Source organism: Haliea salexigens DSM 19537, from assembly GCF_000423125.1.
Lineage (GTDB): Bacteria > Pseudomonadota > Gammaproteobacteria > Pseudomonadales > Halieaceae > Haliea > Haliea salexigens.
Genome location: NZ_AUHJ01000009.1, coordinates 21182 through 36581, shown reverse-complemented (window position 1 = coordinate 36581; position 15400 = coordinate 21182). Strand labels below are relative to the sequence as shown.

Here is a 15400-nt window from a genome sequence, read left to right as displayed (position 1 = left end):
AGAGAGGTGCAGCGCATGGCTGAGCAATTCACAGAGCAGGGTGGGGCAGCCACCATGGACCCTGGCCCCCTGAAACGCTGGGTTACCTCGACCCTCATGAGCCGCCTGTTCAGCCCTGGGCAGGTTGACAGGCGCCGGGCGCGGGCAGAAAAGAAGCGTCGCGCGCAGGGCGTGCCACACCGCATCGAGTATTTTCACCAGGTTGATGATGGATACAGTCACCTGGTGGCGCAGGTTCTGCCGCAGCTGGTGGCGCGCTACGCCGTCGAGTTGCAATGCCACCTGGTGTCGGGGCCGCAAGGCCGCAACGTGGCCGAGCCTGCGTTATTGCTGCAATTATCGCGCTACGACGCGTTTCAGGTGGCACCGGAGTACAACCTCGAATTCCCCAGGCAGTCCGGGCCGCCGGCGCCGGCGAACGTGCAGCAGGCTGCCGCCATCCTCGCCGCGCAAGACACAGCCGGGTTCATTGCACTGGCTGCTGATGTGGGGCGCGCGCTGTGGAGCGAGGACGCAGGTGCGCTGGCTTCGCTGGCGGCTGCCCACGGCAGCGCCTCCGGGCAGGGCACCGCCGCAGCGATCGCCGCTGGCAGCGAGCGCAGGGCGCACCTGAAACACTACTCCGGTGCCATGCTGTATTACGGTGGAGAATGGTACTGGGGAGTGGACCGACTCTATCACCTGGAGAAGCGCCTTGCGGCCTTGGGCCTTGATCGCCATCCCGGCGAGCCCATGCTCGTGCCGCGCCCCGACATCGAGACGGGGGGATTGCGTGATACTGGCACCCTGACGCTGGAGCTCTATGCGTCTCTGCGTAGCCCTTACACGGCCATCGTGTTCGATCGGGCCGTGCAGTTGGCGCGTGATACTGGCGTCAGGCTGGCGGTGCGGCCAGTGCTACCCATGGTGATGCGTGGTGTGCCGGCAACCCGCGAGAAAGGCTTTTACATCTTTATGGACGCCGCGCGTGAAGCACGCGAGGCGGGTGTGCCCTACGGCAGGTTTTATGATCCCATAGGCGAGCCGGCCCGGCGTTGCTATTCCCTATACCCCTGGGCTGTGGCTCAGGGCAAGGGCAACGAGCTGCTCTCCAGCTTTCTCACCCATGCGTTCGCCAGGGGCACCAACACCAATAGCGACAGGGGCCTGCGCAAGGTGGTGGAGTCGGCTGGCCTCGACTGGCAGGCGGCAGCAGTGCACCTCGGCCAGCCGGGTTGGGAGCAGCTGCTGGAGGACAACCGGCTGGCCATGTACCAGGCGGGCCTTTGGGGGGTGCCCAGTTTCAGATTGCTCGATGAGAGCGGGGCGCAGCTGCTGGCGCTGTGGGGGCAGGATCGCCTGTGGCTGATCGCCCGCGCCATCCGGCGCCAGTTACGCCTGCGCGAAGCGGGTTGAGCCTGGCGCGTTCAGAGCCCCTTGCGGGTCATGATGATCTCGTCGCTGTTCGCCGGTAGGGAGAAGCTGACGCCGTCTTCGCCGATGGTGTAGTGCGGGAAAATGTCCTCCGCGCCGTTCAGGAAAAGCGCTTTCTGCCCGGGAATGATCAAGGGGGGGACAATGTGGTAGTAAAGCAGGTGCCCCACCCCGGCGTCACGCGCGGTCTCGGCCGCGTCTACCGGGCTCGCGTGGTAGTCGAGAATGTCATGGGTGATCTGCGCCAGAACCGTGTTGCCATTCTTCACGGCGGCTTCGTGCATCATGTTGACCAGGTTGGGCGCCAGCGCTTCGTGCACCAGCAGGTCTACCCCCTGTGCGAACTGTTCAATATCCGCCGTTTTTACGGTATCACCGGTAATGAGCAACGATCGCCCCCTGTAGGTGAAGCGGTAACCCACCGCAGGTTCTACGGGTGCGTGGTCAACCGACAGCGCCTCGATCTTGAGACCGCCGGCTTCCAGTACCGTGGTCAGGGTGCCCGGCGCGGGCTGGGCAAACGGCAGGGCGTCCAGGCCCGCCCCCCGCAGCGGCGCGACGGCATCCCCATGGTGGGCGTGGCGGTAGGAAAAATCCTGCGCGTATGCCATGTTAAAGCCGGCGACAACGCGCTCAACGCCATCCGGGCCGTAGACCGGTAGTGGTGTGGCGTTGGCGCCGCCGGCCCAGCGCACCGTGCCCATCTCACCCAGCCCGTCAATATGGTCGGAGTGAAAGTGTGTGAGGAAAACGCCCTGGATGTTGCCGACCTGATAGCCCATGCGGTTGAGGTTGCGCACGCCGTCGGTACCCGCATCAACGACAAACAGTGACTTGCCGGCGATGACGGCGACGCAGGGTCCCGAGGCGCGGGGCGCAGGCAGTGGACCGCCGGCGCCGCAGAGCGCCAGGTGCAGCCCGTCTTCCAGTTCGGCTATCCGGTCCGCCCCCAGGCGCGCCGGCAGGCCGTTTTCCAGCACACGTGCAGCGAGGTTGGCGCGTTGGCTATAGGCGATCACAGCGGCGATGACAATCACGCCGGCCAGCAGGCTTGTTTTTCTCATTGCAATCTCCGTGGCCGCGTGCGGACCGAATGGACTTGACCTGTCGCAGGTTACATAATGGCATATAGTGTGTCAAAAATAGGATTTTGCTCATTGTGCGCGCCATGCTGTAATCCAGCTCAGGATACTGTGGCGATGATAGGAGTTCTGCCAATGCCCCGAATAAAAATTGTCCTGCGTGTGCTGGTGTTGCTGCCCGCATTGTTGTTTGTAGTGAGTGGGGTGCGCTGGCTGATTGCCCCCGCAGGCGTTGCGCCATCCTTTGGCCTGACCCTGGGTGACGGGATTGCACTGAGCTCTCAGGTTGGAGACATGGCGGCATTCTTTCTCACGCTGGGAGCCTGCATGCTGATCGCACTGATCAGCGGCCGGCGCACCTGGTACTACCCGGCGATCATGCTGTTGTCACTGGCGGCCATTGGCCGCGTTCTGGCGTGGCTACTGCACGATGCCGCGCTGGCACTGCACCTGATTGGCCCGGAAGTGCTGGTGTCGATCATTCTGCTGGTTGCAGCGCGCTATTTGCCCGAGAAAAGCTGAGTGCTCAACTGTCCTCGGGCGTTGCATACGCTCTGGGCGCTGTGGTTGTTTTTTGTTTTGCCCCTACCCGGCCTGCACGCTGCGGAGGCGCTGTTGCCGGCGGCGCGCCCGAACATCGTCTTTATTCTGGCGGATGACCTGGGCTACACGGACATCGCCCCGTATGGCAGCGAGGTAAACACGCCCACGCTGTCTGCTCTCGCGCGGCAAGGTGTGCGATTTACCAACTACCATACGGCGGCCAATTGCGCGCCGGCCCGGGCCATGCTGCTGACCGGTGTCAACAACCACCTGGCCGGCGTGCCGAATATTCCGGAAATGCTGGCACCTGAGCAGCGCCGGCACCGGCATTACCAGGGGGTGCTTGGCGACAATGTGGTCACCGTCGCTACCCTGCTGGAGGGGGTTGGATATCACACGTATATGGCGGGCAAGTGGCACCTGGGTGCCACCCCGGAAAAACGGCCCAGCCGTCGCGGGTTCGAGCGCACCGTTGCCCTGATGGACTCCGGTGCTGACAATTGGGAGCAGCGGCCCTATCTGCCGCTGTATGATGAGGCCAACTGGTTTGCGGACGGTGAACGCTTCACCCTGCCAGATGACTTCTATTCCTCGCGCTTTCTTGTCGACAAGACCATTGAGTTTATAGGCAGCAATTTGCAGGACGGCAAACCGTTCTTCGCCTACCTCCCGTTCATGGCTGTGCACATGCCAGTGCAGGCACCGCAGGCATTTACCGACCGTTACCACGGTGTGTACGCCAGCGGCTGGGACGTGCTGCGAGAGCAACGCCTGCAGCGCGCGGTGGCGCTGGGGATCGTGCCGGCCCACACCGCGCTGCGGACTATGCCGGGCAGCGGTGACTGGCAGGCGCTGACAGAGCAGCGCAAACGGTACGAGGCCAAACGCATGGCGGTTTACGCTGGCATGATTGAAGCCATGGATTTTCACCTCGGACGCCTCGTCCGCTACCTCAAGTCTCAGGGCGCCTACGAGAACACAATTTTCATTTTCACGTCGGATAACGGCAGTGAGGGCAGTGGCCCGGTCGACCCCACAGCGCTGTCTTCCCGTCTGGGTGCCGCGCTCATGGGTTACCACGTGGACTATGCTCGCCTCGGCCTCAAAGGGAGTTACAACACCATCAGCCCGGGTTTTGCCAGTGCCGCTGCCAGCCCGCTGGCGTTCTATAAATTCTACACGGGTGAGGGCGGAATGCGGGTGCCGCTGATTATTGCCGGAGAGCGCCTGCCGCGCCGCAATGCTGTGCTACCCGCCTTTGCCTGGGCCACGGATATCACCCCAACCATTCTGTCGCTCACTGGCACGCCGCCGCCGGGCGAGCGATACGGGGGCCAGCCGGTGCAGCCGATAACGGGGCGTGATTTGACGCCGCTGCTGAGGGGTGAAAAACAGCGTGTATACACAGAAGACGATGCAGTCGGCTACGAACTGACCGGTCATGCCGCCCTGTTTCAGGGGGATTACAAGCTGGTGCTCAATCGGCCGCCGCTGGGGGATGGTCAGTGGCATCTATACGATATCGTCCGCGATCCCGGAGAGGTTGTCGATCTCGCCGGGGACCGGCCCGGCCTGTTCCAGCGCATGCAGGCACGCTATGCACAATACCAGATCGAAAACGGCGTGCTGCCGCTGCCCGCCGGCTATTCACAGATGCGGCAGCTGGTTACCAACACGGTGCGTGCGCAGTACACGGATGCAGTTTTGATCTTGCTGCTGTCGCTGCTGGTATTGCTGCCGTTTCTGGTGGCCTACCGCATGCGGTTGAATTACCGCAGGCAACGGGCAACGCTTGACGATCAGCCCTGGTCGAAATCGTAACGCAGGGTCACCCCATAGGTTCTGGGCGGGGTAAGGAAGTAGGCGTCCGTGTCGGTGACAGGGTACGGCGTGAGCGTCTGCACCGCGTATTCTTCGTCGCCCAGATTCTTGCCCCACACACTGATCGCCCAGCGGTCATTGCGCCAGCCGACGGTCACGTTGATGTTGCTGCGGTCCTGCCGGTCCTTGTCCTCCAGCTGCCCGGTGCTGGCTGAATTGGTCCAGTGATTTCCCATCACGGTGTAGTCGCCGCGCAGGTAGGCGCTGCCGTCCGCCAGAGGCAAGGCGAACGTTGCAGCGAGGCTGCCGCTCAGTTCCGCGGCATACGGCAGCTCGAGGCCCTTGTCGGGCCCTTCTGTGAACTCATAGGTATGCAGGTACTGCACACCCAGGCTCAGAGTGAGGTTGGGGGCCGGCAGGGCGTCCAGCTGCAGGTCGACGCCCGATACCTCGGCTTCACCCTGGTTGGAGGTGACCTGACCCAACCCCGATGCCGCCTGTTGCGAGCTTTGCAGTTGGTTGATCTCCGTCAGAAACAGGGTGGAATTGAGGCGCAGGCGCGCATCAAGCAGCGTGCTTTTAATGCCCAGTTCGTAGCTGATGGTGTCTTCATCGTCGAATTCCCGCTCCTCTGTGGCGCCGGCCACACCATTGAAACCGCCTGACTTGGTACCTGTGGATACGCTGGCAAAGAGCAGGTTGCGGGCAGTCAGGCCGTAGCTCAGGCTGGCCAGCCAGTCGACATTGTCTGCCTTGCGGCTGAAGCGCTCATCAATTTCCGGGCGGGCGGCGGCGAGCAGTGAAAATGGCGGGAAGATCCCCTGTTGCGACAGTAGGGCGAGCAGGGGTGCTGGCAGATTCTCCGGGTTCTGTGCTGTCAACGCGGAGGACTCCACTGCCACGAACAGGTCCGCGTCCTTTTGTTCTTCGCTCCAGCGCAGGCCCGCGGTGAATTGCCAATCGTCACTCACCTGCCAGCTGGCCCGGCTGAACAGGGCGATGGTTTCAGTGGCAAAGCGATTGTCCTGGAAAGAGCTGTCCCCTGTGGCCGCGATCAGGCCCAGTTGGGGGCCGAAAATTCCTGTGCCGACGCCAACATCAGCGCCGACCAGTGCGCTCAGTTCTCCTTCAAACTCGCGGGTGTCCTGCTGGAAGTAGTAGAGGCCGACCATGTAGTCAACGTGGTCGGTACTGGCGCTGAAACGCAGTTCCTGGGAGACGCTGTTCCCGGACTGGGGCTGGTTGAGGAACGTGGTGTCCAACACCGAGCGACTGGTTTCCTGTGAGGACTCCACATCGTACTCGTCCCAGGCGGTGATCGATTCCAGCATTCCCCAGTCTGTCTCGTAGTCGACATGCAATGACGCGGCAGTGGATTCCTGCTTGAACGGGGTAAGCGTGTCCTGGGCGGTTCGCTGGTCAAACGGATTGCTGCCCAGTGGCGGCAACCCTCGGTCGATAATTGCCTGCTCGGCAATTGAGTCGTGCACGGAATCCGGCGCGCAGCAATTCATGTCGCGCCGCAGGTGGCTGGTGTGCAGCAATACAGACAGTCGTGCGGTGGGTTCCCACAGCACTTTGCCGACAAGGCTCCACTCGTCAGCGTCGTTGAGATCCGGGCCGGCAGCGTTCTGCAGGTAGCCGTCGCGTTGGTGTGCATTACCTGCCAGCCTGAAAGCAACGGTATCGCCGATGGGACTGGAGAGCGCACCGGTAAGCCGGGTCATGGCGTAGTTGCCGGTGGTCACCTCCAGATGGCCCTCGGGGGCGTCCAGCTTGGGTGCTTTGGTGGTGATGCTGATGGCGCCGGCGTTGGTGTTCTTGCCGTACAGTGTGCCTTGTGGCCCCTGCAGAACTTCAATGCGCTCTACATCCACCAGGTCGGACACCGCGAGGCCAGAACGATTCAGGTAGACCCCATCGACGAAGGTGCCCACTGAGGGTTCAAGAAATGTCGACCCCGGTGTGCCTATGCCGCGGATGGCAATACGCGTGCTGAACGGGCTGATATTGGCATTGATGTTGAGTGAGGGCGTCAGCAGGGCAATATCCGACGCATCGCGGATGTTGGCCTGTTGTATCTCATCTTCGGTAAACGCGGTAACTGTGACGGCAATGTCCTGCAGGCTCTCCGCACGTTTGGTTGCCGTGACGATCACCTCCTCCAGGGCCCCGGTCTGGGCCAGTGCTCCGTTGCTGACAATGAGAAGTGCGGCGACGAGCGGCCGGGTTGCAGTCATTGTGGCGTTCCCCGAGTTTCTGTTTTTTAGCGGCACGTGTTATGCCAATTTATAACGGCATAGAATATGCCGAAACTATCCCCTCGGCAAGCAGGGCTGGTGAGGCCCTGTTTGTGGCACCTGGCAGGTGGTTTGACGGGAACGACCCGCGGCGACAGGAACGACGCGCGCGATTGCGCTATAATCGATCATCCCTAACATCCGCACCCGCACAGGAGAAATTACCCGTGGAAGTTTTTGACGAGTACGAATCCGAGGTTAGAGGTTACATCCGCTCATTTCCCACGGTTTTTGACAAGGCTGTTGGCTCGGAACTGTTTGATGAGGACGGCCGTCGTTACATCGACTTCTTTGCCGGTGCCGGGACGCTGAATTACGGACACAACCCGGAGCGCGCTGTTGAAGCGCAAATCCAGTATTTGCGGGATCGGCGTATTGCGCATGGCCTCGACAAGGCCACCGTGGCCAAAAAGGCGTTTCTGGAAACCTTTATCGAGAAGATTCTCGAGCCGCGGCAGATGGAGTACAAGCTCCAGTTCACCGGGCCGACCGGCACCAACTGTACCGAGGCTGCCATGAAGCTTGCCCGGCAGGCCACAGGGCGCAACCTGATCGTTGCATTCACCAATGGCTACCACGGTCACACCATGGGTGCACTGGCCGTGACCGGCAACCAGGCCTACCGCGATGAATCCTACGGTGCGCGCGGGGCGGTGAATTTCATGCCCTTCGACGGCTTCCTGGGCGACATGGACACCCTGTATATTTTTGAGCGCTATCTGGATGACAAGGGCTCCGGCCTGGAAGCACCGGCGGCGGTGATTGTGGAAACGGTGCAAGGCGAAGGCGGTATCAATGTGGCGTCCAGCGCCTGGTTGCAGGGTCTGGAAAAACTGTGCCGCAAGCATGGCATTCTGCTGATTGTTGACGACATTCAGGTTGGCAATGGCCGTACCGGCAAGTTTTTCTCGTTTGAAGAGGCGGGGATCAGGCCCGATCTTATCTGTCTGTCCAAATCCATTGGCGGTGGCAACCCCATGGCAGTACTGCTCATCAATCCGGAGGTCGATGTCTGGTCTCCGGGTGAGCACACCGGCACATTCCGCGGCAATTCGCTCGCCTTCGTTGCAGCAAAAGAACTCATCGACCAGTACTGGTCCGATGACAGCCTGACGAATGAGGTTTACCGCAAGTCCGAGATTGTGCTCGACACGCTGCGCGCGCTGCGAGACGAGTTTCCGCAGCTGAACAGCAGGGTCAAGGGTCGCGGCCTGGTGGTGGGTATCGAAACGCCCATCGACGGGTTTGCAGCGGAAGTAGCCGCTGCGGCTTTCGAGCGCATGCTGGTCTGCGAGACCTGTGGCGCGGATGGTCATGTCAATAAACTCTTCGTGGCGTTGACCATTGAGGACGATATCCTTCGCGAGGGTCTGGATATTTTTGCTGATGTGTTTCGGGAGGTGGCGCGCAAACACGCCTGAAGCGGCGTGAGGCGGGCTACCGGATAACGGCACAGCGTGGCAGAGCACACGATTCGCGCCTTCGTTCCTGCCGCCGACGGGTTCTCTGTGGAATCCGTCGGCGGTAATGTTTGCCTGGTGCAGGCTCTTGACCGCACCCCTGCGACTCCGCCTGAGAATGCTTCCAGGCACACGGTCTGCCAGTCGTGGGCGGAAGAGGCTACGGAAGGCCCAGTGGTTTTTGTACGCTGCTTCACACCGCAGGTGCACCCTATCGAGTGTTGTGGTCACGGCCTGTTGGCGGTAGCACACATCTGGCTGCGGCGCCTGCAGCGCGACCTGTTGATACTTTCCATGCACCAGAGCACCGTGCATTGTTGGCGTAGCGATGGCCTTACCTGGTTGAGGTTCCGGCGTGAGAGCGTAGTGGCGGCCACGGTGCCCGCGTGGACAGCAGCCGTTTTTCCACAGCAGCCGCAGCCGGTGGCTGCAGCGACCTGTGGTGGTGAGCGCGGTTACCTGGTGCTGCAATGGCCGGATGATTATGACCTCGGGGATCTCTCCCCGCCGGGGCGTGGCCTGACACAGTGGTCTCAACGGGCAGTAATTTGCACCGCAGCACAACCCGCGTCCGGTAACGCTGCCATCACGCTGCGCTATTTCGCGCCTCAATACGGTGTGCCCGAGGATGCGGCCACCGGTTCGGCCGTCAGGGTGCTGGCTGATTACTGGTCTCATCGTTTCAACACACTGAGCGCTGTGCAGTGTTCGCCCGAGGGTGGCCTGCTCATGACGAGGCTTGCGCCCGACCATGTCGAGGTCGGAGGCTATTGTATTCCCACCGGCGAGGTCGCCAACGATGCCTGAGCAGGGGTTGTACGAACATTTCAGGCAGGTGCGCGCGCAATCACTGGCGGCGTGCGAGCCACTGGCCATCGAAGACTATGGCTTGCAGGCCGAGGCTTTCACCAGTCCGCCAAAATGGCATCTTGCCCACACCAGCTGGTTCTTCGAAACATTTCTGCTCATCCCGTTTCTTCCCGGCTATGAAACGCCCAATGCGCAGTACGCGGTGTTATTCAATTCCTATTACAACGGCGTCGGGCAGCAGTTTTCCCGACCCCAACGCGGGTTGCTGTCGCGCCCTACCGTGAATGAAGTCAGGGCCTACCGTTCGCATGTTGACGACGCCATGGCGCGGTTACTCAAAGATACCGCACACCCGCAGCGTGTCGGGATTTTGCAGCGCAGCCGCCTTGGCATTGAGCATGAGCAGCAGCACCAGGAGCTGTTCTATACCGACCTCAAGTATTCATTGTTTGCCAACCCGCTCTACCCGGCATACAGGGCACTACTCTCGCTGCCATCAACCGCACCCTCCGATACACAAGCGTTCAGGTGGCTGGAATATGCCGGCGGCCTGGTTGAGGTTGGCGCGCAGGCGGAAGCGACAGCTGACACCCGCTTCGCGTTCGACAACGAAGGCCCTGCTCACCGGGTGTACCTGAACCCTTATGCACTGGCGAACCGGCTGGTGACCAACGAGGAGTACCAGGCATTTATCGATGACGGCGGTTATCGTCGCCCCGAGTTCTGGCTGGCAGATGGCTGGGCCGTGGTGCAGGAACAGGGTTGGTGCCGGCCGCTGTACTGGCTTGAACAGGGTTCGGCACCTGCGCATTTTACCTTGTGCGGCGTGCAGCCGCGCGTTCCTCACGAGCCGGTTACCCACTTGAGCGGCTATGAGGCGGATGCCTACGCCAGTTGGGCGGGTGCACGCCTGCCCACCGAGTTCGAGTGGGAGGCCGCCGCTCGTGCACAGCCGTGCCCTGAAACCGTATTCGACCCATCGCGGTTGCATCCCAGTGCCGCGAGTGGCGCCGACCCGCTGCTGCAACTATTTGCCGATTGCTGGCAATGGACGGGGTCCGCCTACCGGCCTTATCCCGGCTTTAAAGCGGGTGCCGGCTCCATTGGTGAGTACAACGGCAAGTTCATGGCCAATCAGTGGGTGCTCAGGGGTGGGTCCTGTATCAGCCAGCGGGGGCATGTACGCGCGACCTATAGAAATTTCTTTTATCCGCAGGACCGCTGGCAGTTCAGTGGATTGCGTCTGGCGAGAGATCTTTAGTCATGGATTGCAAACGACATGATACGCAACCTGCCCGCGGCGCTGCGCCAGCGAACGTGGTGTTCGAGAACCTGCATCCGGCGCAAACCGAAAGTCGTGCCGAGCTTCTTGCCGGGTTGCAGTTGCCGCAGAAGCGGGTTGACCCCAAGTATTTTTATGACGTCCGCGGCTCCGAGTTGTTCGAACAGATTACACAACAGCCAGAGTACTACCCGACCCGTACCGAGAAGGGTATTCTCGATGGTTATGCCACTGAAATAGCCGCTTGCTGTGGCGCCGGCTGTGTGCTGATTGAGCCCGGCAGCGGCAACAGCGAGAAGGTTCGGTTGCTGTTGAAGGCCCTGCGCCCAGCGGCCTATGTACCGGTCGATATCTCCAGTGAGTTTCTCTATGCAACGGCGGTAAAACTCGGGGGTGAATACCCGTGGCTCAAGGTCCACGCGGTGTGTGCGGATTTCGGGTCGCCGTGGCAGGAGCAGGTGCAATTGCCTGTGGGGCGCCGCGTTGTGTTCTACCCGGGTTCCACCATTGGCAATATGGAGCCCTCGCAGGCGCAGGCGTTTCTTTCCGGCCTGCGCCGGTGGCTGGGTCGCGACGGCGGTATCCTGATCGGGGTGGATCTGCACAAGTCAGCGGCCCTGCTGAACGCCGCTTATAACGACTCCCGTGGTGTCACCGCCCAGTTCAACCTGAATATCCTGAACGCGCTGAATCGGCAGGCTGACGGCGAGTTCAGGCAGGATGCATTTTCACACCGGGCCTTCTACAACAGCGAGCTCAAACGCATTGAAATGCACCTGGTCAGCAACGAGGCGCAGACGGTTGCGGTGAACGGGCGCAGTATCCACTTCAGGCAGGGCGAGACACTGCACACCGAGAACTCTTACAAATACAGCCTGCAACACTTTTCAGCCTTGAGCGAGTCTGCCGGTTTTGCGTTGGAAAAGAGCTGGCTGGATGCGGATGAGCTGTTCAGCGTTCATTATCTGACGGTCGCCTAGAGTTCTGGCCTTCCTTGTTCGCGCTGATGCCGTGTGGAGGCACCATTTCTTGGCAATGGACGCTGCCTTGCGCCAATCAGGTGCAGCATCGCGCTTCTTTTTGGCGCAGGCTGCCGCGAATCCAGGGCCGGTGTAAACGTCGTCGGTGTCTGGGGGCTGTGCTTGGCGAGAAAACAAGCGGAGCATGGCGACTCGTCTTCACGCTCTTGCGCAGAATGAGTCTGGCACGGAAATTGCCGTGATGTAGCAGGTACCTCCTCTCAATATGCGGGCCACTACGTGACGGACCAGCAAGCTTTCGACGCCCTTTGGCTACTTCTTGCCGCAGTTCTTGTGCTCGTGATGCAGGGCGGCTTCCTGTGTCTTGAGTCCGGGCTGACGAGGAGCAAGAACGCGATCAACGTAGCCCTGAAGAACGCCCTGGATTTGTTGGTGGCGAGCGGTCTGTTCTGGCTGCTGGGTTTTGGCTTGATGTTCGGTGCCCATCAGGGGGTAGTGCTGGACATCAGTATGTTTGCCGCCGATTTCACTCACCGCGATTTCTGGCACGCCTGCTTCTTTATTTTCCAACTGACATTCTGTGCGACTGCGGCAACGATTGTATCTGGGGCGATCGCGGAGCGCGCCCGGTTTGTCACCTACCTTTTGCTCACCGCTCTAATCGCGATGGTGATCTACCCTGCCTTTGGCCATATTGCATGGGGCGGTGCGCTTGTCGGGCCTCCTGGTTGGTTGGCCGCACGCGGCTTTGTCGACTTCGCCGGCAGTACAGTGGTGCACAGTACCGGTGGCTGGGTCGCCCTGGCGGCGATTATTGTGATTGGCCCGCGTCTGGGGCGGTTCGCCAGCGGCACTGCGATCAACATTCCAGGCAGTAATCTTCCGTTTGCCATGCTGGGTATGATGTTCTTCGTTATCGGCTGGGTGGGTTTCAACGGCGGCAGCACCCTCAGCTTTTCCGCGGCCATTCCGGGGATCATTGTCAACACGCTGGTGGCTGCGGCGGTAGGGGGCATGACGGGCATGCTGCTCGGCCACCTACAGCCTGGGCGAAACCAGACGCCGCAGTTGACCATTAATGGCACTCTCGCGGCACTCGTAGCGGTTACGGCGGGTTGTCATGCCGTAACGACACCTGAGGCTGCCTGCATCGGCCTGATTGGCGCCCTGTGTATGCGAGCAACAGAGCACCTGCTGCTCAAATTGCAACTGGATGACGCCATAGGCGCGGTTCCGGTGCACCTCGGCGCGGGTATCTGGGGCACGCTGGCGGTCGCCCTCTTTGGCGATCCAACGTTGCTGGGAACCGGGCTCTCCCGTGGTGCTCAAGTCCTGGTTCAGCTGCAGGGCATTCTCATCTGCGGAGCATGGGCGTTCACGGTGACGATTCTCTTCCTGTTGATTGTGCGTCGCTTCATTCCTCTCAGAGTGTCTGCGGAAGCAGAGCAGGAGGGGTTGAACAGCTCCGAGCACGGTGCGTCCACGGAGCTGGCGCAGCTCCTGCGCGCCATGAATGAGCAGGAGCTTAGCGGAGACATGACACAAAAAATGCCGGTTGAGCCGTTCACGGAAGTGGGACAGATAGCCGGAAAGTACAATCAGGTCATGTCCAAGCTCAGTCAGGTCATCAGTCGCACCCGCCTCATACTCCAGGACATGCGAGATGGCGTGGTCACGTTCAGCGAGCGCGGCATTATCACCAGCGTCAACCCCGGTGCGGAGCAGATCTTCGGTCGTGTCGCGCCGCAACTCGTTGGCCACCCCGTCGGTGTATTACTGCATGAAGAAAACAGCGCCCGCTATCCGGGAGCCGCAATGGATTCTCTATTGACGCTGCTGGCTGCGGGCGGCAATGAAGGACCCCATGAGTTGAGTGGTCGCGATGGCCAGGGAGAGCCTGTCCCCATTGAAGTCATTACCGCTGCCAGTCCGGTTGAAACGGGCATACAGTACAGTGCGGTTGTGCGAGACATCAGTGAGCGCAAGCGGATGGAGGAACGGCTGCACCGCCATTCGGAGTTGGCTCAGGTAACCCTGGAGGCCATTACGGAAGCTGTTATCACCTGCGATGCCGGTTTCAATGTGGTCTACCTCAACCCAGTCGCCAGAATGTTGACCGGGTGGAGCAGCGCCAGTGCCTACGGTGAGGAAATCGATACGGTTGTGAAGCTTCTGGATGGTGGGGAGGAGAGCATTTCGATCGCAGCGCTGTGCCGGGACATGCGGCCTGCTGGGGAGTACCAGCAATTGCAACTGCAAGGCAGAAACAGGGAACCTGCGCGGGTACAGGTAAACTGCGCGCCCCTTCGCGATGCTGCTGGAACCAGCGTGGGTTGGGTGCTGGCCATGCAGGACATCACGCGCAACAGCGAACTACAGGCCCGGCTGACATTTCAGGCCGTACACGACAGCCTGACCGGTCTTATAAACAGGCGGGAGTTTGAGCGTCGGCTGGATCAGCTGGTCATTGCAGCCCGCTCTGACAACAGCGAACATGTCGTTCTCTATCTGGATCTGGACCAGTTCAAGATTGTTAATGATACCTGCGGTCATCGCGCCGGGGACCTGTTGCTGCGTCGACTGGCCCATGAACTCAAGTCGCTGCTGCGGCAGAACGATACCCTGGCGCGTCTAGGCGGTGATGAGTTTGGAATCCTGCTCGCCAACTGCCCTGCAGAGCGGGCTCGAGACATCGCCGAGGACCTCCGCATCGCGGTCAGAGACTTCCGCTTTGCCTGGCAGGAGCAGATCTTTTCCGTGGGGGTGAGCATTGGTCTGGTGCCGTTTGGCCCCGATTGTCCTTCGCTGGATGAGCTGCTCAGCGTTGCTGACAGTGCCTGTTACGCGGCCAAAGAGGCGGGGCGGAACCGGGTGCATGTCTACGTCATGGGCGATGAGGAACTGATTCATCGCAAGGGGCAGATGCAATGGGCGACTCAGATTCAACAGGCGATTGATAGTGATCGCCTGCGGTTGTTCTACCAGCCGATTAGTGCCTTGACGTCAGAGCTCGGCGAGATCTCCCACATAGAGATTTTTGTGCGTATGCTTGATGACCGGGATCAAGTCGTGCCCCCGGGCGCTTTCATACCGGCTGCCGAACGCTACGATCTTATGCCGCTGATCGACCAGTGGGTGGTGCGCAACACGCTCGCCTGGGTGGGTGACAGGCTGCATTCGCAACAGAAGCCCATTCACTGCGCCATCAACCTGTCGGGTGTGTCGATTGGCAGTGCGGAATGCCTGCAGTTGATTAAAGACCTCATCGCCCAGCACCGGATTCCCGCGCGTTATCTTTCCTTCGAGATTACCGAGACTGCCGCGATGAACGATCCGGAGGCGGCCCGACGATTTATTGCGGAATTGCGCCAACTGGGCTGTCGCTTTGCGCTCGATGACTTTGGCAGCGGCCTCTCGTCCTTCGGCTACCTGAAGAAGCTGGATGTAGACTACCTGAAGATTGATGGTATTTTCATTCGTGATATCGCGCGCTGTGAAATCGACCAGGCGATGGTGGCCTCAATCAATAATATCGCCCATATCATGGGGCTGAAGACGATTGCCGAGTTTGTTGAAGATCAGAGCACGCTGGACCTGCTACGCGATATTGGTGTGGACTTTGTCCAGGGTTACCTGATTGGCGAGCCGGCGCCCCTGGAGCAGCTGGGCAGAGTCCGGGTTATGCCGCGCTAACGCCGGGTTTGCCCTG

General features: G+C 60.7%; 10 protein-coding genes. 8 read left to right on the top strand and 2 right to left on the bottom strand.

The genetic code is table 11. The annotated features are described in order from the left end of the window. Window positions 1-15 precede the first annotated feature (15 nt). Window positions 16-1395: a DsbA family protein gene (locus G533_RS0111435; RefSeq protein ID WP_027950069.1), complete on the top strand. Its 1380-nt coding sequence runs from the start codon at window positions 16-18 to the stop codon at window positions 1393-1395. Between the two features lie 11 nt (window positions 1396-1406). On the opposite strand, the gene G533_RS0111430 is transcribed toward G533_RS0111435, so the two are convergent. After that, the gene (locus G533_RS0111430; protein ID WP_027950068.1) at window positions 1407-2477 is read right to left on the bottom strand and encodes an MBL fold metallo-hydrolase; all 1071 of its coding nucleotides are present in this window, start codon (window positions 2475-2477) and stop codon (window positions 1407-1409) included. Window positions 2478-2630: 153 nt separating this feature from the next. Between G533_RS0111430 and G533_RS0111425 the strand changes: the two genes are divergently transcribed. Beyond that, complete coding sequence (locus G533_RS0111425; RefSeq protein WP_240472422.1) at window positions 2631-3017, top strand: hypothetical protein; 387 nt, start codon at window positions 2631-2633, stop codon at window positions 3015-3017. Further along, a complete protein-coding gene (locus G533_RS0111420) occupies window positions 3018-4859 on the top strand; it encodes an arylsulfatase (protein ID WP_240472421.1) in 1842 nt (613 codons plus the stop codon). On the opposite strand, the gene G533_RS0111415 is transcribed toward G533_RS0111420, so the two are convergent. Further along, window positions 4838-7099 carry a TonB-dependent receptor gene (locus G533_RS0111415; protein ID WP_027950065.1) on the bottom strand — a complete coding sequence of 754 codons (2262 nt, stop codon included), beginning with the start codon at window positions 7097-7099 and terminating at the stop codon, window positions 4838-4840. The genes G533_RS0111420 and G533_RS0111415 overlap by 22 nt on opposite strands. 227 nt (window positions 7100-7326) lie before the next feature. Between G533_RS0111415 and ectB the strand changes: the two genes are divergently transcribed. From ectB to amt, 5 genes are all read left to right on the top strand, one after another. Then, the gene (ectB, locus tag G533_RS0111410) at window positions 7327-8580 is read left to right on the top strand and encodes a diaminobutyrate--2-oxoglutarate transaminase (RefSeq protein ID WP_027950064.1); all 1254 of its coding nucleotides are present in this window, start codon (window positions 7327-7329) and stop codon (window positions 8578-8580) included. A gap of 213 nt (window positions 8581-8793) precedes the next feature. Continuing rightward, window positions 8794-9426 carry a PhzF family phenazine biosynthesis protein gene (locus tag G533_RS0111405; protein WP_027950063.1) on the top strand — a complete coding sequence of 211 codons (633 nt, stop codon included), beginning with the start codon at window positions 8794-8796 and terminating at the stop codon, window positions 9424-9426. Further along, window positions 9419-10690: an ergothioneine biosynthesis protein EgtB gene (gene egtB / locus G533_RS0111400; RefSeq protein ID WP_035527780.1), complete on the top strand. Its 1272-nt coding sequence runs from the start codon at window positions 9419-9421 to the stop codon at window positions 10688-10690. Before G533_RS0111405 ends, egtB begins: the two co-directional genes overlap by 8 nt. A 2-nt stretch (window positions 10691-10692) precedes the next feature. Beyond that, window positions 10693-11691, top strand: coding sequence for an L-histidine N(alpha)-methyltransferase (gene egtD, locus G533_RS0111395; protein ID WP_051230237.1), 999 nt, complete (start codon window positions 10693-10695; stop codon window positions 11689-11691). Window positions 11692-11970: 279 nt separating this feature from the next. Then, complete coding sequence (amt, locus tag G533_RS0111390) at window positions 11971-15384, top strand: ammonium transporter (RefSeq protein WP_027950060.1); 3414 nt, start codon at window positions 11971-11973, stop codon at window positions 15382-15384. Window positions 15385-15400: the final 16 nt, after the last annotated feature.

Excerpts from the sequence above, each read along its gene's own strand:
- G533_RS0111435 (WP_027950069.1), top strand. The coding sequence starts at position 16 with ATGGCTGAGCAATTCACAGAGCAGGGTGGGGCAGCCACCATGGACCCT.
- G533_RS0111430 (WP_027950068.1), bottom strand. The coding sequence starts at position 2,477 with ATGAGAAAAACAAGCCTGCTGGCCGGCGTGATTGTCATCGCCGCTGTG.
- G533_RS0111425 (WP_240472422.1), top strand. The coding sequence starts at position 2,631 with ATGCCCCGAATAAAAATTGTCCTGCGTGTGCTGGTGTTGCTGCCCGCA.
- G533_RS0111415 (WP_027950065.1), bottom strand. The coding sequence starts at position 7,099 with ATGACTGCAACCCGGCCGCTCGTCGCCGCACTTCTCATTGTCAGCAAC.
- egtB (WP_035527780.1), top strand. The coding sequence starts at position 9,419 with ATGCCTGAGCAGGGGTTGTACGAACATTTCAGGCAGGTGCGCGCGCAA.
- egtD (WP_051230237.1), top strand. The coding sequence starts at position 10,693 with ATGGATTGCAAACGACATGATACGCAACCTGCCCGCGGCGCTGCGCCA.